Origin of the sequence: Algoriphagus machipongonensis (genome assembly GCF_000166275.1) — a bacterium.
Classification (GTDB): domain Bacteria; phylum Bacteroidota; class Bacteroidia; order Cytophagales; family Cyclobacteriaceae; genus Algoriphagus; species Algoriphagus machipongonensis.
Genome location: NZ_CM001023.1, coordinates 4,640,277 through 4,659,960 on the forward strand (window position 1 = coordinate 4,640,277; position 19,684 = coordinate 4,659,960).

The 19,684-nt window shown below is 37.8% G+C and carries 23 protein-coding genes; 13 read left to right on the top strand and 10 right to left on the bottom strand.

Annotation, left to right across the window (positions count from 1 at the left end; all coding sequences use genetic code 11):
- Window positions 1-45 precede the first annotated feature (45 nt).
- A complete protein-coding gene (locus ALPR1_RS19670; protein WP_040303937.1) occupies window positions 46-363 on the bottom strand; it encodes a Clp protease/crotonase-like domain-containing protein in 318 nt (105 codons plus the stop codon).
- 86 nt (window positions 364-449) lie between these two features.
- Window positions 450-2,240, bottom strand: coding sequence for an ABC transporter ATP-binding protein (locus ALPR1_RS19675; protein WP_008203319.1), 1,791 nt, complete (start codon window positions 2,238-2,240; stop codon window positions 450-452).
- Between the two features lie 147 nt (window positions 2,241-2,387).
- On the opposite strand from ALPR1_RS19675, the gene ALPR1_RS19680 reads away from it, so the two are divergent.
- The 8 genes from ALPR1_RS19680 (at window position 2,388) to ALPR1_RS19715 (ending at window position 8,478) form a co-directional block, all read left to right on the top strand.
- Entirely contained in the window at window positions 2,388-3,488 is a 1,101-nt protein-coding gene (locus tag ALPR1_RS19680; protein WP_008203322.1) for a Glu/Leu/Phe/Val dehydrogenase dimerization domain-containing protein, read from the top strand.
- A gap of 117 nt (window positions 3,489-3,605) precedes the next feature.
- Window positions 3,606-4,790, top strand: a complete 1,185-nt coding sequence (gene nusB / locus ALPR1_RS19685; protein ID WP_008203324.1) for a transcription antitermination factor NusB — start codon at window positions 3,606-3,608, stop codon at window positions 4,788-4,790.
- A gap of 6 nt (window positions 4,791-4,796) precedes the next feature.
- Complete coding sequence (locus tag ALPR1_RS19690) at window positions 4,797-5,102, top strand: YtxH domain-containing protein (RefSeq protein ID WP_008203325.1); 306 nt, start codon at window positions 4,797-4,799, stop codon at window positions 5,100-5,102.
- 1 nt (window position 5,103) lies between these two features.
- Window positions 5,104-5,646 (top strand): DUF1573 domain-containing protein, encoded by a 543-nt coding sequence (locus ALPR1_RS19695; protein WP_008203327.1) that lies wholly within the window; start codon window positions 5,104-5,106, stop codon window positions 5,644-5,646.
- Between the two features lie 2 nt (window positions 5,647-5,648).
- The gene (gene yajC / locus ALPR1_RS19700; RefSeq protein WP_008203329.1) at window positions 5,649-5,969 is read left to right on the top strand and encodes a preprotein translocase subunit YajC; all 321 of its coding nucleotides are present in this window, start codon (window positions 5,649-5,651) and stop codon (window positions 5,967-5,969) included.
- An 8-nt stretch (window positions 5,970-5,977) separates the two neighbouring features.
- On the top strand, window positions 5,978-6,943 hold the full coding sequence (locus ALPR1_RS19705; protein ID WP_008203331.1) for a CdaR family protein: 966 nt from the start codon (window positions 5,978-5,980) through the stop codon (window positions 6,941-6,943).
- Window positions 6,936-7,544 carry a dephospho-CoA kinase gene (gene coaE, locus ALPR1_RS19710; protein WP_008203333.1) on the top strand — a complete coding sequence of 203 codons (609 nt, stop codon included), beginning with the start codon at window positions 6,936-6,938 and terminating at the stop codon, window positions 7,542-7,544. The genes ALPR1_RS19705 and coaE overlap by 8 nt, the downstream gene beginning before the upstream one ends.
- Window positions 7,545-7,596: 52 nt before the next feature.
- The gene (locus tag ALPR1_RS19715) at window positions 7,597-8,478 is read left to right on the top strand and encodes a bestrophin family protein (protein WP_008203335.1); all 882 of its coding nucleotides are present in this window, start codon (window positions 7,597-7,599) and stop codon (window positions 8,476-8,478) included.
- Here ALPR1_RS19715 and ALPR1_RS19720 read toward each other — a convergent pair whose 3' ends face one another.
- A complete protein-coding gene (locus ALPR1_RS19720) occupies window positions 8,479-8,904 on the bottom strand; it encodes a nuclear transport factor 2 family protein (RefSeq protein WP_153231842.1) in 426 nt (141 codons plus the stop codon). It abuts the gene before it with no gap.
- 125 nt (window positions 8,905-9,029) lie between these two features.
- Here ALPR1_RS19720 and ALPR1_RS19725 point away from each other — a divergent pair, with 125 nt between their 5' ends.
- Window positions 9,030-9,824, top strand: a complete 795-nt coding sequence (locus ALPR1_RS19725) for a HipA family kinase (protein ID WP_008203339.1) — start codon at window positions 9,030-9,032, stop codon at window positions 9,822-9,824.
- Complete coding sequence (locus ALPR1_RS19730; protein ID WP_008203340.1) at window positions 9,802-10,185, top strand: DUF3037 domain-containing protein; 384 nt, start codon at window positions 9,802-9,804, stop codon at window positions 10,183-10,185. The genes ALPR1_RS19725 and ALPR1_RS19730 overlap by 23 nt, the downstream gene beginning before the upstream one ends.
- Window positions 10,186-10,198: 13 nt before the next feature.
- On the opposite strand, the gene ALPR1_RS19735 is transcribed toward ALPR1_RS19730, so the two are convergent.
- Window positions 10,199-12,283 (bottom strand): polysaccharide lyase family 8 super-sandwich domain-containing protein, encoded by a 2,085-nt coding sequence (locus ALPR1_RS19735; protein ID WP_040303047.1) that lies wholly within the window; start codon window positions 12,281-12,283, stop codon window positions 10,199-10,201.
- 309 nt (window positions 12,284-12,592) lie between these two features.
- On the opposite strand from ALPR1_RS19735, the gene ALPR1_RS19740 reads away from it, so the two are divergent.
- Window positions 12,593-13,420 (top strand): alpha/beta hydrolase, encoded by an 828-nt coding sequence (locus ALPR1_RS19740; RefSeq protein WP_008203342.1) that lies wholly within the window; start codon window positions 12,593-12,595, stop codon window positions 13,418-13,420.
- Window positions 13,421-13,427: 7 nt separating this feature from the next.
- On the opposite strand, the gene ALPR1_RS19745 is transcribed toward ALPR1_RS19740, so the two are convergent.
- The 6 genes from ALPR1_RS19745 to ALPR1_RS19770 all read right to left on the bottom strand — a co-directional run bounded on the left by ALPR1_RS19745 (window position 13,428) and on the right by ALPR1_RS19770 (window position 17,403).
- Window positions 13,428-13,679 (bottom strand): hypothetical protein, encoded by a 252-nt coding sequence (locus tag ALPR1_RS19745; protein ID WP_008203343.1) that lies wholly within the window; start codon window positions 13,677-13,679, stop codon window positions 13,428-13,430.
- 176 nt (window positions 13,680-13,855) lie between these two features.
- Window positions 13,856-14,104 (bottom strand): DUF6952 family protein, encoded by a 249-nt coding sequence (locus ALPR1_RS19750; RefSeq protein WP_008203344.1) that lies wholly within the window; start codon window positions 14,102-14,104, stop codon window positions 13,856-13,858.
- Complete coding sequence (locus ALPR1_RS19755; protein ID WP_008203345.1) at window positions 14,085-14,396, bottom strand: thioredoxin family protein; 312 nt, start codon at window positions 14,394-14,396, stop codon at window positions 14,085-14,087. Before ALPR1_RS19755 ends, ALPR1_RS19750 begins: the two co-directional genes overlap by 20 nt.
- Window positions 14,397-14,398: 2 nt before the next feature.
- Entirely contained in the window at window positions 14,399-15,031 is a 633-nt protein-coding gene (locus tag ALPR1_RS19760) for a peroxiredoxin (RefSeq protein WP_008203346.1), read from the bottom strand.
- A gap of 290 nt (window positions 15,032-15,321) precedes the next feature.
- Complete coding sequence (serS, locus tag ALPR1_RS19765) at window positions 15,322-16,593, bottom strand: serine--tRNA ligase (RefSeq protein ID WP_008203349.1); 1,272 nt, start codon at window positions 16,591-16,593, stop codon at window positions 15,322-15,324.
- A 39-nt stretch (window positions 16,594-16,632) separates the two neighbouring features.
- Entirely contained in the window at window positions 16,633-17,403 is a 771-nt protein-coding gene (locus tag ALPR1_RS19770) for a hypothetical protein (RefSeq protein ID WP_008203352.1), read from the bottom strand.
- Window positions 17,404-17,480: 77 nt separating this feature from the next.
- Between ALPR1_RS19770 and ALPR1_RS19775 the strand changes: the two genes are divergently transcribed.
- Together ALPR1_RS19775 and chrA are read left to right on the top strand one after the other, a co-directional pair.
- On the top strand, window positions 17,481-18,458 hold the full coding sequence (locus ALPR1_RS19775) for an isopenicillin N synthase family dioxygenase (RefSeq protein WP_008203354.1): 978 nt from the start codon (window positions 17,481-17,483) through the stop codon (window positions 18,456-18,458).
- A gap of 1 nt (window position 18,459) precedes the next feature.
- On the top strand, window positions 18,460-19,656 hold the full coding sequence (gene chrA / locus ALPR1_RS19780) for a chromate efflux transporter (RefSeq protein ID WP_008203356.1): 1,197 nt from the start codon (window positions 18,460-18,462) through the stop codon (window positions 19,654-19,656).
- The last annotated feature ends 28 nt before the right edge of the window (window positions 19,657-19,684 follow it).

The following is a 19,684-nucleotide window of genomic DNA, read 5'->3' on the forward strand; positions in this document are numbered from 1 at the left end:
TAATTCTACCGGTATTTTTTTTATCAATTCTTAAATGGATTCTATCTATTTTTTTCCAAAAAGTGCTTTCAAGGCAAGTCCAAATTGTTTGAGTCCTTCTTTTAAAAAACCCTTGGATTCTTTGAGTTTGGGCTCGAATTCATCTTTCTTTTCCTTAAACTCTTTTTCAAGTAAATCCTTCCCCTTTTTTAATTCCTTTTCTAAAGTGGTTTTATTTTCTTTTAGCTCCTTGATCTTTTCCTCAATATCTTCCTTTACCTCGGCACCGGCATCGGCACCCTTCTTCACCAATTCTTCTATTTTTTCTCCAATTTCTTTGAGTACTTTCTCAATATCTTTGGCAGTTGACTTTTGCTCTTCCATAGTTTGATCGTTTAATGGATTGAATGTTATCAAGTTAATCATTTTTATGAAAGAGAAAGGGTTCCAAAAAAAATACCCAGAAAATACTATTCCTCTACTGACTCACCAGATTGCGTCTGCTTTTCATAGAGCTCAGAATAAACTCCCTTTTCAGCCATCAATGAGCTATGATTCCCTTGTTCGATAATTTTACCGTCATCTAAGACAATAATATGATCAGCTAGTTTTGCGGAAGAAACACGATGCGAAATAATTATCGAGGTACGGTTTTTCATGATTTTTTTCAATGCATTCAAAATCACATTCTCCGTTTTGGTATCTACCGCAGATAAGCAGTCATCTAAAATCAGAATTTTAGGTTCTTTGGCAATCGCTCTGGCAATAGAAACCCGTTGTTTTTGTCCTCCCGAAAGTGTAATTCCCCGCTCTCCAAGCATTGTTTCGAATCCTTTTGGGAAATCCACGATATTTTGATACACATCAGCATCTTTTGCTGCTTGTTCAATTTTTTCACGATCGGCTTCATCCAGACCAAAAGCTATATTATTTCCAATGGTATCTGAGAACAGAAATACATCCTGAGGCACATAGCCTATTTGCTTCCTCAAGCTAGACAGGTTGTATTTTTCAATCAACCTATTATCAATCTTGATTGTCCCACTGCTAGGGTCATACATTCTCATCAATAAGTTGGCGATGGTCGATTTACCAGACCCAGTAGTTCCAATTATCCCAAGAGTCTGCCCAGAATGAATCTCAAAACTCACTTGATCCAAAGCCTTAATTCCTGAATCAGGGTAGACAAAACTTAGGTTTTCTACCTGAATGACTCCATCAATTTCAGCCTCTAAATTCTCTGTGCTTAGGATATCATTCTTTTCATCCAAGAACTCATTAATTCTGGTTTGAGAAGCAGCTGCTCTTTGTACGATGCTTGTTACCCATCCGAGTGAAGTCACAGGCCAGGTTAGCATATTTACATATAATATGAATTCGGCAATAATACCATAACCAATTTGACCACTGATCACTTGCTGACCTCCTACATACACAGTAATGATGGTTGAAACTCCTACCAATGCCATAATTAATGGGAAAAACAGGGCATTTACCCGAGTCAGTCTAATTGACTTAACCTTATAGTCTTCGCTTGCTTCCTTAAATCCTCGGGCACTGTCGTCTTCTCTTACAAAAGCTTTGATCACTCGAATTCCAGAAAATGCTTCTTGAACATAGGTACTCAAAGAAGACAAGCTCCTCTGAATTTTTTCAGATCGCTCATTAATCAGGTTATTGACAAAATAAATACTCAGAGAAAGTACCGGTAAAGGAAGTAAAGAATAAAGTGTCAACTCTGGGTTGACCGAAATCATGTATGTGATTACCAAAGGAAATAGAATCAACAAGTTTAAGCCATACATAATAGCCGGGCCTAAATACATTCTAACTCTACTCACATCTTCTGTCACACGCGCCATTAAATCTCCGGTACTGTTTTTCCGGTAAAAGCTCAGGGGAAGGTTTTGATAGTGCTGATAAATTTCATTTTTCAAATCATATTCCACCCTTCTGGACATGATGATGATCGTTTGTCTGATCAAAAAGAGGAAAAATCCTCTTAAAAGTGCCATGATCAAGATCAAAACTCCGAATACAAAGACAAATTGAAGAAAATATCCACGTGCAATTTCACCTGCTCCCCCCAGTTGTAAAGGCCTAAAAATGGAAAAACTTTCAACCACATAATCTATGGCAAGCCTTACCAGTTGAGCAGGAATAATTACGAAAATGTTTGATATTACCGTAAATATTATCCCTAAAAGGATCAAGCCCTTGTATTTATATAGATACTTATTGAGTCTCCAGAGTGGTTCCACCAAATAAAAATTTTAAAATCAAGAAATAAGTTTGCAGAAACTAGATATATTAAACCTTTGAAGGCCAATAAAAGTATTTAATTTTGTACCGGCCTTTTCATGAAGGTTTAGTCCCAAATATAACACATTCTAAAAAGCTAAGTTCACATGTTAGAAATTAAAGCTACCGAAACTGTGCGAGAAGGCTCCATCTTTGGACAGATTAGCACAATGGATCATGAGCAAGTCGTGATCTGTCATGACCAACCAACTGGTTTGAAAGCAATTATCGGTATTCACAATACTGTTTTGGGACCCGCCTTGGGAGGGACTAGACTTTGGCCCTATGGCACCGAAGAAGAAGCCATCACAGATGTATTGAGGTTATCCAGAGGAATGACCTTCAAGAATGCATTGGCTGGACTTAATTTAGGAGGTGGAAAAGCTGTAATCCTAGGAAACCCTGCTTTAAAAAGCGAGGCATTCTTAAGAAGATTTGGAAGGTTTATCGAAAGCCTTGGAGGTAAATATGTGACTGCAGAAGATGTCAATATGAACACCAGTGACATGGAGTACATTTCCATGGAGACTCGCCATGTAGCTGGATTACCAGAAATTAAAGGAGGAGCTGGTGACCCTTCACCAGTTACCGCATTTGGAACCTACATGGGAATGAAAGCCGCTGCTAAAAAGGCTTATGGCTCTGATTCACTTAGTGGTAAGAAAATATTGGTTCAAGGGGTAGGTCAAGTAGGAAAATACCTCATTGAGTATTTATCAAAAGAAGGTGCTGAGATTTTGATCACCGATATTTTCGAAGATAAGCTTAAGCAGGTAGCAAAAAATACCGGAGCCACAGCCGTAGATCCTAACCTCATTTATGATTTGGATATGGATATTTACGCACCTTGTGCACTAGGAGCAACGATCAATGACGATACCATTGATAGATTAAAATGTGCAGTTATTGCAGGAGCCGCGAATAATCAATTAAAAGATGAAGCAAAGCATGGAAAGATCCTTTTAAACAAAGGAATTGTTTATGCGCCTGACTTTTTGATTAACGCTGGTGGGGTTATCAATGTAGGTGCAGAATACCTTGGAGGTTATCTAAAAGAAACTGTATTTAAGCAAACTGAAAAGATATACGATACCTGTTTAGGCATTTTGGAGAAGTCAGAAGATGAAAAAATTCCAGCCCAGCAGGCAGCAATAGAAACCGCCAAAGCAAGGATTGAGGCCATAGGAAAAGTAAAACTTTCCTTTTAATCCTTAATTAATATCTTTAGAAACCACCGATAAGCAGTTTTCGGTGGTTTTTTTGTCTTATCAGGCATGGGGATAGCCCATGCAAATTAACTATATTTGCATCTCCATTTCGAAGTTATGCTAAACAGAAGAATACTCAGGGTCAAGGCTTTTCAAAACCTATATGCCTATGAGCAATGCAAAGGCTCAAACCTAAACCTTGCTAAAGATTTAATCAGAGAATCTTTTCTCCCAGATCTTAATAGTATGGAAGTGCAAGACAAAACTGCTTTAAATAAAGAGGCAGAAGAAGCACTTAAACTATTTGAGGCAAATCTGGAAAATACGGATGTCTTAAAAAGTAGCGAGGCATCGGCTAAAATCAAAAAAGCGGTTTTAGAGGCCATTAAATATTTTCACAATGCGAATGAGAAGGACAAAGAGTTCCTGTTGAAAAACATGGTCAGCTCAGCGGAACGCATTCCACAACTTTACATCCTTGCGATTGAACTTTTGCAGGCATTTTCTTCTCATGTAGCTAATGAATCTGTCAAAAAGAGAAGGCTAAATGGAGATCAGCCAACTGTCTTTGCTAGTGATCTTAATTTGGCAAATAATAAAGTGTTGGCCAAAATTCAGGAATCCGATTCTTATCGTGCAGCAGTAGTAAGGTACCATGCCAACCTTGATGATCTGGAGCTGGAGATCAGAGAGTGGTTTAGAGATTATGTCAAACCTTCTGAAGAATACCAGGCCTATATAAAAATCTCAGAACCTACTGTAGAGCAAGATTTAGCAGCTGTAGAGGATATCCTAAAAAAGATTATCTTCAAAAATGAAGTGATGCTGAATTATTTTTCAGAGAAGGATTTAAACTGGACTGAAAACAAATCAGTTGTTAGAAGCTTGGCCTCCAAGATTTTAAAAAATGCAGCGCAGGTTGATGGCTCAGAAACAAACCCATTACCTGAGATTGCAATGAACTGGGAAGAGGATAAGGAGTTTTTTCAAAATATCTTTAACTTCACCCTAGAAAATGAGGCAGAAAGCAAAGCGCTAATTTCTCAAAAAACGAAAAACTGGGATATTGACCGCTTGGCATTTACTGATAAAATCATCATTTCAATGGCATTGGCCGAAATGAAGAATTTCCCAAGTATCCCCGTGAAAGTGAGTATTAATGAATACATTGATATCTCAAAAACCTATAGCACGCCAAAAAGCAAGCAATTTGTGAACGGGTTATTAGATGTAATGTCAAAAGAGTTAACCGAAAGTGGTCAAATACGTAAGAGTGGTAGAGGACTTTTGGACAATAAATAAATTAATATGAGCAAGAACAGTAACAATTCATTCCTAGCATTTTTAATAGGCACAGGAGTTGGCACGGCTCTGGGTATACTTTTTGCCCCAGATGCAGGTGAAAACACGAGAGACCGTCTGACTTTCAAGCTATCTAAATATAAAAAAGAACTTGAAGAGCTTATTAGCGAGTTAGTGGAAGGAAAAGAAACGCACCTCAATGAAGCCAAGACTGAAGGAAAGCGTGTGATTTCTGAAGCAAAGAATAAAGCAGAAAATTTGCTGAATGACGTGAATAAATTAATAGATCAAATCAACCAAGGAGACAATTAATATGAAAATCAACATGTTCAGCGCTGCTGCACTCTCCCTATTCCTAGCATTAGGGACTGCATGTAGCCAAAAAACCGATCAAGAAGCGAAGATAAAGGCTTTAGAAGACAAAATAGCAGCATTGGAGACAAGGAACACATCTGTGACTCCAGTCAATGCACAAGCATCTCAAGCTGCTGACCCAAGTACTTTAGGTCAATTTGACTTTCAGGAAATGGAATATGAATTTGGTGCTATCAACGAAGGCCAAATCATTGAACACGAGTTTACTTTCACTAATACAGGAGAAGCACCATTGGTAATTTCTAATATCACTGCTTCTTGTGGTTGTACTACTCCAAACTGGACCAAAACTCCAATTAAACCAGGAGAAGAAGGTTTCGTGAAGGTAGTATTTAACTCCACTTCCAAGAGAGGTTCGCAAGCGCCTACTGTAAGTATTCAAGCAAACACAAATCCAACTGTTACTCGATTGAGAATGAAAGGAACAGTTACTCCTAAAGGTGCAGGAACAACTGCTGCAGTAGGTCCAGTTAAAAGATAAAAATGATTTCAACAATATTAGCACAAGCTGCTGCCGGTGGTGGCAGTGGAATACTCGGACAAGTTTTCCTGTTCGGTTCAATTATCTTAATCATGTATTTCTTCATGATTAGGCCACAGCAGAAAAAACAAAAGGAAAGCAAAAAATTTATCGAAGAAATCAAAAAAGGTGATGCTGTTGTCACAATCGGAGGCCTACACGGAAAAGTGGCTAGCGTAGATGGTGATACAGTAATCCTTGAACTAGATAGAGGATTAAAAGTGACCGTTGAGAAATCAGCGATCTCTTTGGATTTCTCTAAAAAATCAACTTCAAGTAAATAAATTGAATTTTGCCGGATTCGAAAAAATCCTCAAAAGGGATTTCTCCAAAAAAAATCTCTGATCTAAAAGTGGTAGTTCTCTGCGTTGCAGCAGCTACCACTTTTTGGATTTTAAACGCCCTGAATAAGGACGATTATAATACTATTGTCGATTACCCAATAGAGTTTATATATAATCAAGAGTCCTATATGGCTGTCAATAGATTGCCCTCCAGCATTCAGGTAGAGATTAATGGAAACGGATGGGACCTTCTCAGGAAGTACTTTAATGTGAATGAGACCCCCTACCCTGTAGAATTAGAAGACCCGGCTAGCAAAGATTTCATCCTTACTTCAGATCTAAAAAGACCCCTTGGGGAGTTTTTAAGTCCTACACAGCTTATTTCTGTATTGGATGATTCTATTCATTATCAGATTGATCAAATCCAAACAATAGAATTAACCCCTACGCTAGATTCATTGAGTTATAGTTTAGCCAACAACTACAAACTTGTCGACGAGATCAATTTTTATCCAGAAAGCATTTCAGTAACAGGACCTAGTTCTATCTTGAGCAATCTTGAGGGAGTTTTTCCAGTCAGCCTAAACCAGCAAAGAATTACAGAAAACATCAATGAAGAGGTAAGCTTAGAAATTCCTCAAGAATTAGAGGAAATGATCACTTTAAATCCAGAAAAAATTCAGGTTCAATTTGATGTAGTAGCTTTCCTTGAAGGGAACAAGAGGCTTAAAGTGAAAAAAATCAACTTCCCCCGAACAGTAACTTTGGAGAATGAAGAAGTTACAATCATGATGAGCTATTTAGTAGATGAAAGAAAGGTAGACGAACTTAAAGAATTAGAATTTGAGGCTGTCTTGGACTATTCTAAAAGAAATCGAGAGGACAGTACCATTAATGTGGTCGTAAACCCATTGCCGTCCTACCTAGAACAGGTCGTTGTGTTGCCCGAAATCATCAAACTTAATTATGAATAAACCTCAGCCCCTACTGGTAGGTTTGACAGGAGGAATTGGATCAGGAAAATCTACTGTAGCCAAAATTTTTGAAATACTAGGGATACCTGTCTATTACGCTGATGATAGAGCCAAGTGGCTTATGGCTAACCAACCCGATTTGGTTGAGTCAATAAAAAAGGAATTTGGGACAGAATCTTATTTAAAAGATGGATCCGTTAATCGAAATTACCTTTCAAAAGAAGTTTTTTCTGATCCTGAGAAAGTAAAAATCATCAATTCATTGGTTCACCCAGCAGTGGGAATTGATTTTCAGGAATGGGCCTCCAGCCAAAATACTCCTTATGTTTTGAAAGAAGCAGCTCTGATTTTCGAAACGGGGAATGAGAAGAAACTTGATCATGTAATCAACGTGAGCTCGCCCCTTAAAATAAGAGTAATGCGGATACTAATCCGCGATCCTCATCGCGATGAGCAGCAGGTAAACAAGATTATAGACCAACAAATGCCAGATGAGACCAAAAATGAATTGGCGGATTTTGTCATCAAGAATGTTGATAATAAGCTCTTAATTCCTCAAGTTTTGAAAGTCCATGAAACTTTGACTGCAAAAGCTATCTAAGTTTCTGATTAGTATATAGTCTCTAATTTTATTACTTCTTTTTGATATTCAAATGAAAGGATACAATCCTAACCAATGGTTTCGAATTTTATTTTTAATTCAAAAATCTGATACTCTTTTCAGGTTGGCTCCATTGATGCTTATTATCCTAGTCTATTCATTAGGAGTAGCTTGGATAGAGATTGAATATTTACAAATCAGTGAAGACAGCTGGCTTCAGTATTTACCGGCCATGCATAGTTTATTGAGCTTTGTCATCTCTATCTTGATGGTGTTCCGAACCAATACAGCTTATGACAGATGGTGGGAAGGAAGAAAACACTGGGGAGCACTGGTCAATTGTAGTAGGAATTTCGCCTTGAAATTATCATCTATGTTAGCCACAGATGATCATATAAATAGAAAATTCTTTAGACGAAGTATACCTGTATATGCATTTGCTTTAAAGGAACATCTTCAGACGAAGGTCACTTTATTTATGTTGGATGATGTTGGAGATGAAGAAATCAAACCCAATATTGATATCACAAAACATGTCCCGAATCAAGTGGCAAAAATCATGTTTGGCAGGGTCAATAAATTATATGAAGGCGGAAAGATTTCTGGGGATCAACTATATGTCTTAAACAATGAGATAACTGCTTTTACCGATATTTGTGGTGCTTGTGAAAGAATAAAAAACACTCCCATCCCCTACTCGTACAGCTCTTTTATTAAAAAATTCATTTTAGTTTACGTGATGACATTACCCATTGGACTTGTCTATACGGTAGGCTATTATGCTGCCCCTATTACCACATTTATTTTTTATGTCTTAGCAAGTTTAGAATTAGTTGCTGAGGAAATCGAAGAACCATTTGGAACTGATTTGAATGACCTTCCCATGGAAAAATTATCAATCAATATTAAAAAGCATGTGGAGGAATTGATTTAATCAAATTTTCTTTTGCGACCAGCTTTTATTGACGATTTTCCATTCTCCATCAATTTTCATCAAAGTCAAAAAGTCATAATAGTAAATTCCCGGCCAATACAATTCAGTTTCTACTGCTGCTGCATTTCCTTGAACCCGGATTGAAACTATTTCATTTTTGTAAACAGCAGGATTTCTGGCTTCTCCTTTTGAAGTTGCCTCTGCCCAAGATTCAAAGGTCGTTAGCGTAAAATTCTCTCCTCTGTAGCCAATCAATCGAGCCTCTGAAATAAAGGCTTTCTCAAGCTTAGATTTATCCCTCTCTATCATTCCGTCAAAATACAACTGAATCGTTTCGCTAATTAATTCTCGTTCATTGGACACTTGAGCTTTTGCCTTTGAAACCATGATTACAGTCAATATTAAAAAAACAGCTAGGTACCTCATAAGATATGGTGTTGTATTATTAAAACTTCCCTGCATAAATCATTCCTTTACATATAAATTTGAAGAATGAACTTTTGTTCGGTAATTAAGGATTGGATAAAAGGATATTTTCTTCTTTTCGATTCATGAAACAAAATTTCAATCTCCGTACCGTCAACGTCACCCGATACATACTTCCGCTTAGGGAGGGTGGCTCTTTACCTGCTTTGGCTGATGCCGATGATGGTTTTAAATATGTTTTAAAATTTCGTGGTGCCGGACAAAGGGAGAAAGCGTTGATATCGGAGTTTCTAGGTGGAGAAATTGCTGGAATTTTGGGTCTTAGAATTCCGGAATTGGTTTTTGCCAATTTAGACCCGGCTTTTGGAAGATCAGAAGGGGATGAAGAAATCCAAGATCTTTTAAAAGGAAGTCAAGGTCTCAATTTAGCGCTACACTTTTTATCAGGAGCCATCAATTATGATCCTCTGGCAATGAGTATAGACCCATTATTGGCTTCAAAAATTGTTTGGTTAGACATGTTGATCACCAATGTGGATAGAACATTCAGAAATACAAATATGCTTATGTGGAACCGTGATTTATGGCTTATAGATCATGGAGCTGCGTTTCTATTTCATCATTCATGGACCAATTGGGAGAAGAGTGCAACAGCAACATTCCCAATCATCAAAAACCATGTACTATTACCTCAAGCCACAGAATTAGAAGAGGTGAATTCAGAATTTAAAAAAATATTAAGCCCAGAAATCTTCAAAGACCTCGTTTCGACATTGCCAGAAGATTGGTTATTAGCTGGACGAGACTCAGACGATGTAGAAGAGCTGAGAAAGGTCTATACCGACTTTTTGAGCCTTCGCCTATCCAATTCAGATCAATTTACTAAAGAAGCCCAAGATGCAAGGAAAGCACTTATATGAGTATGCCATCATCCGTGTGGTACCTCGGGTGGAAAGAGAAGAATTTATTAACGTTGGAGTGATCCTCTGCGAATGGAAAAGTGGGTTTTTAGCTTCAAAAATCTTTTTGCATAAGGAAAAACTATTGGCTTTAGACCCTAATGCGGATATCGAAATGATTGAGAAAAACCTCAAATCATTTGAGAAGATCTGCCTGGGAAATTCCAATGGAGGCCCAATCGCTGAGATGGACTTAGGGTCAAGATTTAGATGGTTGACCGCAGTCAGAAGTTCCATTATCCAAACATCTAGACCACACACTGGGTATAGCCTTGATTTAGAGAAGACCTTAATTAATATTTTTGAAGAACAAGTGGGCTAAGCATTTTAGAAGCTTAATTCATATCAACAAGTTCATTTACAGTAGAACCAGCAAGATCTCCTTTTGGCAAACTGAAGTTAATATTCTTAGATTTTCCATTGGCCTTGATATTTACTTTAATGGAACCCTTCAGAAGCTGGGTTGGCTCGGCTAGGTTGACTTGCCATTTCCCCGGGCTATATTCTTGAATCTGAACCAAACAAGGCTGATTGACAGAAAGGCTGATACCTTCCCATTCTAAAGAGCCCTTTTCATAAAAAACTGCCCCAAAAAGTTTAAGATTTTGGTCAATCACCGCCTGGATTTTACGGTCATTCTGAATTATTTCCAAGCCAGAAACCAATTCATCTCCTAATTGATCCGAAGAATCAATACCAGGAAAAACCACATAGCTGTATTTTGAATCATCTGGATTCTTTCCATGATTGATCCATAATTTAAATACATCTTTATTGATCGTTTTGCTGGAAGAGTTGCCATTAATTTCAGCCCAGGAACCCGGTTGATTTTGAGCAGACAACTCTAATTTTTGCCCTTCAGGAAAGTAGTATGCTATTTGATCATGGAATATCCAGGTATTGGGTTCGTCAAACTTGGCAAACTTTGAATTCATCTCCTTAAAATCACTAGTAGTAGAAACCAAGACTGGCCCTCTCAGCCTTGATTGGTTTACAGTGGTATTAATATTTTCAACACGATCAGCATTTATTCCTGCCCCAATGCATATGATTTTATCCCCAAAGAAAAACCATGCTTTCTGAGCTTGGGTTTTATAGGCATCCATTTTATAAACAGCCAATCCATTCAATCCATCACTAACTCCCCCTACAAAATTTGCATTTCCTGGTTCTGCAACCCAATTGGTCCTTTTTCTTAACTTTTTGTTTTCTGGTGTCGTTGTACCAGGAATTTTATTCCATTCCCAATTTGGGAAAATATTAAAATATTCATCCCCTTTGACAGCAATATTCATAGCTCCCTCTGTCAACCATTGACCATTTAAATTCTCCTTATTTCCAGATTCTGTTCGGATCGAGCGAGAGGAGGCAATATTTACTGAAACCATAAATTCTGGTCTTTGGTGAATAGTATAATCAGACCTCCAATAATGAATATTCCTTGGCTCAACATGATAAGAAGGAGGTTCTTTTCCATCAATACGAGCAATTGCATATTGATATTCCTCCTGATTTTCATCTATGTCTATTTCCCTCAATAGTTTTATTAACCCAGAGTTTGTTCTTGTCGCATTATTTCTGGCAATTCCTCGACCAATCACACTGTAATCAATGTATTTCCCCCTCATAGATTTCAGATACCCATTTCTAGTAAAATCCGATATCAATGCGATTTGCTCAGGAGTAAATGAAAAGCTCGTCCCCATTATATAAACCGCTACATTTCTAATCCCCAATAAATACTCCCTTCCATAACCATGCATATAGAGTTCAGGCCCGTGCGCGTGAAAAGACATATCTCTTTGAATTCCATCCCCCTGTGTAACCTGAATAGATTCTGAAACTACAGAAACAGCCCTATTTAAAAGTTCAGAGTCCTCAGTCAATACAGCCTGCATGATCATATGTTGAGCAATATCAGTAAGATTAGATCCATCTTTACCGGGTGACTTTGTAATAGAAACCGTCTTATTCATCCACTTCAGCATTTCTTTTTCCAATTCCTCCGGAACTTGCTTATCTCCATACCTCATGGCTATCAATAGACTTCCTACTTCCTTTGGAACGCTAATACTTACCCACCACCAATTATCTGAGGTTGGTTCTGGATTCAAATTTGTCCAGTATCGCATGGCTTGAAGAATTTTACCAAAAAGTTCTTCATCTCCTTCATATTTATTTCCAGCTTTTGTGTAAGCTATAGTCATTATGCCCAGCCTTTTAATATGCTTGTCTGGTTCCCAACCAGTCATCGATTTATCTTTATAATCAATATCATTCCAGCTTCCGTCAGTTTGAAAGCCTTTGAGAATTTCCCCCACTTGTTTACCTATATCTGAATCGGGAATACTCTTCTGATAATCCTTAAAAATCCGCTCTTTGATGATTTCAAAATCAGACTCTTGCCAGGCAAAAGTCATGAAGCTGGTAAAGAAAAATAAAAATATAGTTAGGGGTAATTTGTGGTTGAATCTCATTTCTTTGACAGGTAAACATTAAACATGAACAAACAAAACCCTCATGGTTTGGTCTTCTGTAAAGTATTTTAATCTAATGAATTATTATTAAAAATAAGAGTCCCTCGATTCCCCGTTAATTCTATTAAAGATTACAGTTGGTAAAAAAAATATCTCATGATCTTAATAACTACCCCTCATTTTCTAAGAAACGAATTGATTATCTTGGAGGGTTTTTATGTTTATTTCTAATCCCTGAAGCCGTATTCATTCATGAAAAAAACGATAAGTCAAGCCTTAATTTTTGTTTTTGTCACGCTACCTATATTCACATTTGCAAGTGTTGACACTGTTTCAACTTATAGTAAAACCATGGATAAAGAGGTCAAATCCATGGTGATAACTCCTTCAAACTATGACGAAGAGTCGCAATACCCGGTAGTATTTTTATTGCATGGATATTCAGGAAACTATACTTCTTGGTTAGAAAATGCTCCGGAAACAGAAAAGCTTGCTGATTTATATCAAATGATTTTAGTCACTCCCGACGGTAATTTCGATAGTTGGTATTGGGATAGTCCTGTTGATCCTAAATCACAATACGAAACTTACATTACGAAGGAGCTGATTCCATTCATTGATGATAATTATGCTACAATTGCAAAAAAAGAAGGACGGGCAATAACTGGCCTCAGCATGGGTGGACATGGAGCCTTGTATTTAGCCATTCGGAATCAAGATATATTTGGTGTAGCCGGAAGCCAAAGCGGAGGAGTGGATATTGCTCCGTTTCCAGAAAATTGGAATATGAAAGCCTACCTAGGAACCAAAGCTGAATCCCCTTCCAACTGGGAGGACTATTCCGTGATGGGCCAATTACACCTTTTAAGCCAAAATAAATTACCTCTAATCATCCACTGTGGCACGAATGACTTCTTCTATCAGGTCAACTTGAAACTGCATGAAGAACTTACTTACCTTAATATCCCACATACCTTTACATCAAATCCAGGTGGGCATACTTGGGATTACTGGAAAGAGTCAGTGCAATATCAACTGCTTTTTTTCCACAACTATTTTAGGGAAAACCCTTCGGAATAAGAGGTGATTAAACTAACCTAGATTCGGAATACAGATCATATGCGGCTACCAATAATTGCCTTCCCGGTGTATTGGTATACCGATCATATTTGTGGATTTCCTCTCTTTCTGAAACATATACAGGCTCATACTCCCCTTCAATATCGTCCCAGAGGATCAATAAAAAGTTGAAGGGAATTCTACTGTGCCTCCCATTCTCCAACCAGGATTCAAAAGTCTGCTCGTCTAAAGCCTTGGGAAAACTCGCTCCATCAAACATGAGGAAATAATTGTTGTTTACTTTTTTGATTTAGGGACATCCTAAAAATAATTTAATTCGAGGAGCTCTGCATCCTATCAGAATAAAAACTCAACTCAAATTAACTATTCATGTATTAAAAAAAGGAATCTCTAATGAGATCCCTTTTCAATTAACAATAAACCCAAATTGTTTTTTTATCTATCTATAGATCCTAAAACTTTTTTCATGAAAGCATTTCCAGCATCTTTTTCAGACATACCTTCTGAAACCATTTGATGCACCTCCATTGCTCCACATAGATTAGAGATTAATTCTCCAATCACGTCGATTTCTGGTTCTTTTAAAGAGGGTGCTTCAGAAATGTTTTCCAATACTTCCAAAGCTGTTTCAATCTGCTCAGGAGTACAGGTTCTCTGAATTGTCTTAATTACTGGTAACTTCATTAATCAAAGCTTTTAATTGATCTTCTTTATTTGTCTGGATTTGATTCACCAACTGACCTCCTTTGAAAGAAGCAAAAGTTGGCAAATTGTTTACTTGAGCCAATTTTCGTGAATTCGGAAATTTCTCAGCGTCCACAATGACAAAAACCTTGTCAGCATTTTCTCCAGCTAATCTTCTAAACTTTGGCTTCATAATACGGCAATTGCCACACCAGCCAGCAGAATATTGTACAATCACTTGATCATTGCTTGAAACAAGCTCCTGCAAAGTATCTTCAGTTAGTTCAATCATAATTAATTATTTGATAAGTAAGTAGCAACTCCTTCGTTAGTAGCCTGCATAGCTTCTTTACCTTCTTCCCAGTTAGCTGGACAAACTTCGCCAAATTTCTCTACGTGAATCTGAGCGTCAAGAATTCTTAAGTACTCATCGATATTTCTTCCTAAAGGCAAGTCATTGATTGATTCGTGACGAACAACACCTTCTTTATCGATCAAGAATGTACCTCTGTATGCAACTGGAGCGCCATCAAATGACCAAAGGTTTGTCTCGGGATCATAAGAATATTCTCCCGCCAAAACACCGTAATTCAAAGAAATAGTTTTTGAAGCGTCAGCGATGATAGGATAAGTAACACTTTCAATTCCACCTTCTGCTTTTGGAGTCATCAACCAAGCTAGGTGAGTTTCTTCAGTGTCAGTAGAACAACCAATTACTACTGTATCTCTTTTTTCAAATTCAGCCAACTTAGACTGGAAAGCATGAAGTTCAGTTGGGCAAACGAAAGTAAAATCCTTTGGATAGAAGAAAAGAACGACATTCTTCTTACCTAGGTATTGATCCAAGTTGAAGTTCTCTACAATCTCTTCTCCGTTTATCACTGCTCCTGCTGAAAATGCCGGAGCCTTTTTTCCTACTAATGCCATGTATGTGTTGTTTTGTTGAATATTTGTTAACACAAATCTAGCTTAGTAATTAATACTTTAAAAAAATCTCAAGTTTCATGAATTTATGAAAATCATGATCGAACCAATTTTTATTTGGAATTGAGATAGACAGTCATCTTTTTGTCGTCCGAATCCCCGTAAAATCAATCTTAAATAAGCTCGCTAACGATTGCATACAAAATCGCAAAAAATTGATTGAAAAATCCTATTGTCAATAGCTTTTACCTATCATAAAAAAAACTCCCTGATTAACAGGGAGTTTCAAAATCTTATATTTTATCAAACCCTAAATAAGGGTGAAGAACCTTGGGCATATTGATACCATCGGGCGTTTGATTGTTCTCTAAAATAGAAGCTACAATTCGTGGTAAAGCCAAAGCACTTCCATTTAGTGAATGAGCCAATTGGGTCTTCTTATCCTCTCCTTTAAATCGGAGTTTCAATCGATTTGACTGATAAGTTTCAAAATTAGATACAGAACTTACCTCAAGCCATCTTTCCTGAGCAGCAGAATAAACTTCCATATCATAAGTCAAAGCAGATGTAAAGCCCATATCTCCTCCACAAAGTCGCAATACACGGTAAGGAAGTTCTAGCTTTTTCAATAACCCCTGAACATAACTACTCATGCTCTCCAAGGTCTCATAGGATTTGTCTGGGTGTGTAATCTGCACGATTTCCACCTTGTCAAACTGATGTAATCTATTCAATCCTCGAACATGAGCCCCCCAACTTCCTGCTTCGCGACGAAAACAAGGTGTGAACCCTACATTTTTTACAGGCAAATCTGCCTCTGTAAGTATTACATCTCTATATAAATTGGTTAAAGGCACTTCAGCTGTAGGGATTAAATACAAGTTATCTGCTGAAGCGAAATACATTTGACCCTCTTTATCCGGCAATTGTCCCGTACCGTAACCGGAATCCTCATTGACCAAAATTGGAGGCTGCACTTCTGTATAACCTTGTGCCATTGCTTCGTCAAGGAAGAAGTTGATCAATGCCCTTTGAAGTCTTGCTCCTTTTCCTTTATACACTGGAAATCCTGCACCTGTGATTTTAACACCCAGGTCAAAATCAATGATGTCGTAATCTTTAATCAGTTCCCAATGAGGTTTTTTACCCTCATGCAAAACTGGAACCTCTCCTACTTCCAGAACCACTTCATTATCCTCTGCTGCAGCACCCGCTGGCACAGAACTATGTGGAACGTTTGGAATTGTATATAAAAGTGATTTTAAAGATTCTTCAGCATTTGAATTTTCTTCTTCAAGCTCCTTAATCTGAGCTTTTATTTGAGCAGTTCGCTCTTTAATCTCCATAGCCTCGGCAGCTTTCCCTTCCTTCATCAGCATACCGATTTTCTTGGATATAGAATTCGATTCTGCTTGCATCTGGTCACGCTGAGTTTGGGTAGATTTTCTTAAATCATCCCATTTTAATACCTCTGCGAGTACCTCTTTGGCATTTTGAAAATTTCTCTTTTGAAGTCCGGCAAGTACACCGGCGTAGTTGTCTCTTATTTGATTAACTAGCAGCATTTGAAAATCTTGGAAATTGAAGCCCCAAAGATAAGCATGTTATCGAACTATCACTGTTTTACTGACTGATGAGAATGGCCCATCCAATTCTTTTCCATCTTTGCGAAGCAAATTTACTTGAACTTGATAGGTGCCTGCTGGTAAATTAGCCACTCGAACAGGCTTCATTTCGTTTATTTCATATTGAAAATCGTTTACCTCTATCCTCACTTTTAATCTATCCAACTCCATATCACCACCTAAAACCAAAAAGTCTATGATCATTTCTTCGCCATCCACATATTCCTGATTACTTCTAGGATAATTTAAGGCCAAGTATGGCTCTGCAGAATATGGAAAGGGTCTTGATTCGCCAACTTGAAAGTCCCTATCTACATAGTTCCCGAAATTCTTTAGAGCCAAACCTTCATCATCTACCAAATAGGCTACAATTCTATAGCTTCCTTCGGTTAACTCTCTTTGAAAAATGGGTGCATAAAATCCGACAGGGTCTCCACCATTGAGTATATTAAAAAGTTTAAAATCCTGATCTCCATCTTTTTGAAACTGATAATTCTTAATATTAAATTCAAAAGGCACCTTTCCAGGCTTAAAAACCTGGTTTCCAAGAGGAGTGTAAAGTTCTAAAATTGCATCCGGGTAACTGGATGAATCTTCGTATTGGTAAAATGTTACTTTTGGCATAGCTTCATCTCCTGAAGAAGCCAAGTCACCTGATTCTACCACCGATTCATTGATTTTCTTTTTCTCTTCGGAGCAACTGGAAACAATAAATGCCAGTAAAACCAGTGAAAGGAGTATTTTATTCATAACAGGACGAATTAGATATTAAAGATATTTAATTTTAAAGAAAAAAAGAGTTCTTACTATTTAACTATTTCAGCACAATGGAAATCCTTTTTGATGAGATCCCCAGTTTAGATCTAGCAGATTTCACTACTGGTTCCCCAGAAAAAAAAGCGGCTTTTGTAAAAAAACTAGGGGAGGCCTACCAAAATATCGGTTTTGTGGCAATAAAAAACCATGGCCTATCACAAGAGCTCCAGGATAGACTATATCATTCTATCAAGTCTTTTTTTGCCCTTCCAGATGAAGTCAAATCTCAATACGAAAAACCAGAAATAGGTTTCCAGAGAGGTTATACAGGAAAAGGAAAAGAACATGCCAAAGGTAGAAATACGGGAGACCTGAAGGAATTTTACCATGTAGGCCAAGAACTTGCAAATATTCCTGATTCTGATCCTGTCAAAAAAGAATATCCAGCAAATCTTTGGCCAGCTGAGATTCCAGAATTTCAGAATGATGCAAATGAAGCTTATCGAACCCTGGAGAGTGCTGGCAAAGCCATGCTTCAGGCCATCGCTTTGAATCTAGAGCTTCCAGAGGATTATTTCGAAGACAAAGTTGCTTATGGTAATTCTATTTTACGCCAAATCCATTACTTCCCAATTGAAAATCCGGATGAGGTGCCTGCAGATGCCGTAAGAGCTGCTGAACATGGAGACATCAATTTGATCACCTTATTGATGGGTGCAAGTGCGGATGGACTTCAAGTTTTGAGAAAAGATGGAAAATGGATTCCAATCACAGCACTTCCCGATCAATTGGTAGTCAATGTGGGTGATATGCTGGAAAGGTTGACCAATAAAAAATTAAAATCTACAATTCATCGAGTGGTCAATCCTCCCAAAGAAAAAATGAACTCGAGTAGGTATTCCATACCTTTCTTTATGCATCCTAGATCCGAAATGGATTTGACTTGTCTGGAAAGCTGTATTTCAGAAGAAAATCCTAAACAATTTACTGATGCAACTGCAGGTGAGTTTTTGGAGGAAAGATTACGTGAACTTGGATTAAGAAAGTAGGGTGTCGGTCAGGAAGGTTAGATATTACCTTTTTCTGAAAGACATTTTGGTGCTTTCAGTAACTGCCTTTGGAGGGCCTCAAGCCTTCCTCGCCATGCTACTAGAGCGAATGGTAAAGGCGAGAGCGTATATTTCAGAGGATGACCTTTGGGAATTGAACGCGCTCTGCAATATGCTTCCTGGCCCCTCTTCTACTCAATTAATTTCTGCTATAGGTTTTCGTGTGGGAGGCCCCAACTTAGCTTATTTGGCTTTAATTGTATGGATTTTACCCGCCACGGCATTAATGACTTTTGCAGCTGTTTTAATCTCTTTTCTACAGGAAAATACTCCTGGAGCACTCAACTTCGCACTTTTTATTCAACCCATGGCCATAGGGTTTATAATTTTTGCAGCTCAAAAAACAATCAGTAAAATGGTGCAAAGCACGGAAGCCATGATCTTAATGTTGATTTCTGCGTTTGTATCCTTTTTCTATAGCTCTCCTTACATTTTCCCTGTTCTCTTGATCATAGGAGGTGTAAGTACCTCAATTAAATACAAGAAGCAACCGAAATTAGAAAAGGATGCACCGTTAAAAATTGAATGGGCAAACTTCTATCTATGGGCCGGAGTGCTGGTGCTAGCTGCGATATTAGGTGGAGTCACTAAATATCACGGAATCCTCTTATTTGAGAATTTTTATCGAAACGGCTCTTTAATTTTCGGAGGAGGTCAGGTTCTTGTTCCGTACCTCTATACAGAATTTGTAGATTTTAAGAATTTCCTCAGCTCGGAAGAATTCCTAACAGGATACGCCATTTCCCAAGCTATCCCTGGCCCAACTTTTAGTATTGCTTCCTATGTGGGCGCACTATCCATGAGATCGGGTGGAAGCTTAGGAATTATTTTTGGGGGGTTGATTGGAGCTGCCGGCATCTTTCTTCCGGGAATTTTTATGATTTTCTTCGTTATCAGGTTTTGGGACCAACTGAAAGTTTACCGGCCAGTTAGAGCTGCACTAGAAGGAGTAAATGCTGTTTCCTGTGGAATGTTGATTGCAGCAGCTTATCTACTTTTTGAGCCTTTAGAACCTAATTTCATCAATATCTTTTTCATTTTATCTACCTATGCAATGCTCCAGTTTACTAAAATTTCTTCCCCGGCAATAATAGCTGGCGGTGTCACTCTTGGAGTTATTTATCACCAGTTCTTCTGATTAAGGGAATTAATTTTCAATAATTCCG

Excerpts from the sequence above, each read along its gene's own strand:
- ALPR1_RS19670 (WP_040303937.1), bottom strand. The coding sequence starts at position 363 with ATGGAAGAGCAAAAGTCAACTGCCAAAGATATTGAGAAAGTACTCAAA.
- ALPR1_RS19680 (WP_008203322.1), top strand. The coding sequence starts at position 2,388 with ATGTTAGAAATTAAAGCTACCGAAACTGTGCGAGAAGGCTCCATCTTT.
- nusB (WP_008203324.1), top strand. The coding sequence starts at position 3,606 with ATGCTAAACAGAAGAATACTCAGGGTCAAGGCTTTTCAAAACCTATAT.
- ALPR1_RS19690 (WP_008203325.1), top strand. The coding sequence starts at position 4,797 with ATGAGCAAGAACAGTAACAATTCATTCCTAGCATTTTTAATAGGCACA.
- ALPR1_RS19695 (WP_008203327.1), top strand. The coding sequence starts at position 5,104 with ATGAAAATCAACATGTTCAGCGCTGCTGCACTCTCCCTATTCCTAGCA.
- yajC (WP_008203329.1), top strand. The coding sequence starts at position 5,649 with ATGATTTCAACAATATTAGCACAAGCTGCTGCCGGTGGTGGCAGTGGA.
- coaE (WP_008203333.1), top strand. The coding sequence starts at position 6,936 with ATGAATAAACCTCAGCCCCTACTGGTAGGTTTGACAGGAGGAATTGGA.
- ALPR1_RS19715 (WP_008203335.1), top strand. The coding sequence starts at position 7,597 with ATGAAAGGATACAATCCTAACCAATGGTTTCGAATTTTATTTTTAATT.
- ALPR1_RS19720 (WP_153231842.1), bottom strand. The coding sequence starts at position 8,904 with ATGAGGTACCTAGCTGTTTTTTTAATATTGACTGTAATCATGGTTTCA.
- ALPR1_RS19725 (WP_008203339.1), top strand. The coding sequence starts at position 9,030 with ATGAAACAAAATTTCAATCTCCGTACCGTCAACGTCACCCGATACATA.
- ALPR1_RS19730 (WP_008203340.1), top strand. The coding sequence starts at position 9,802 with ATGCAAGGAAAGCACTTATATGAGTATGCCATCATCCGTGTGGTACCT.
- ALPR1_RS19735 (WP_040303047.1), bottom strand. The coding sequence starts at position 12,283 with ATGACTTTTGCCTGGCAAGAGTCTGATTTTGAAATCATCAAAGAGCGG.
- ALPR1_RS19740 (WP_008203342.1), top strand. The coding sequence starts at position 12,593 with ATGAAAAAAACGATAAGTCAAGCCTTAATTTTTGTTTTTGTCACGCTA.
- ALPR1_RS19745 (WP_008203343.1), bottom strand. The coding sequence starts at position 13,679 with ATGTTTGATGGAGCGAGTTTTCCCAAGGCTTTAGACGAGCAGACTTTT.
- ALPR1_RS19750 (WP_008203344.1), bottom strand. The coding sequence starts at position 14,104 with ATGAAGTTACCAGTAATTAAGACAATTCAGAGAACCTGTACTCCTGAG.
- ALPR1_RS19755 (WP_008203345.1), bottom strand. The coding sequence starts at position 14,396 with ATGATTGAACTAACTGAAGATACTTTGCAGGAGCTTGTTTCAAGCAAT.
- ALPR1_RS19760 (WP_008203346.1), bottom strand. The coding sequence starts at position 15,031 with ATGGCATTAGTAGGAAAAAAGGCTCCGGCATTTTCAGCAGGAGCAGTG.
- serS (WP_008203349.1), bottom strand. The coding sequence starts at position 16,593 with ATGCTGCTAGTTAATCAAATAAGAGACAACTACGCCGGTGTACTTGCC.
- ALPR1_RS19770 (WP_008203352.1), bottom strand. The coding sequence starts at position 17,403 with ATGAATAAAATACTCCTTTCACTGGTTTTACTGGCATTTATTGTTTCC.
- ALPR1_RS19775 (WP_008203354.1), top strand. The coding sequence starts at position 17,481 with ATGGAAATCCTTTTTGATGAGATCCCCAGTTTAGATCTAGCAGATTTC.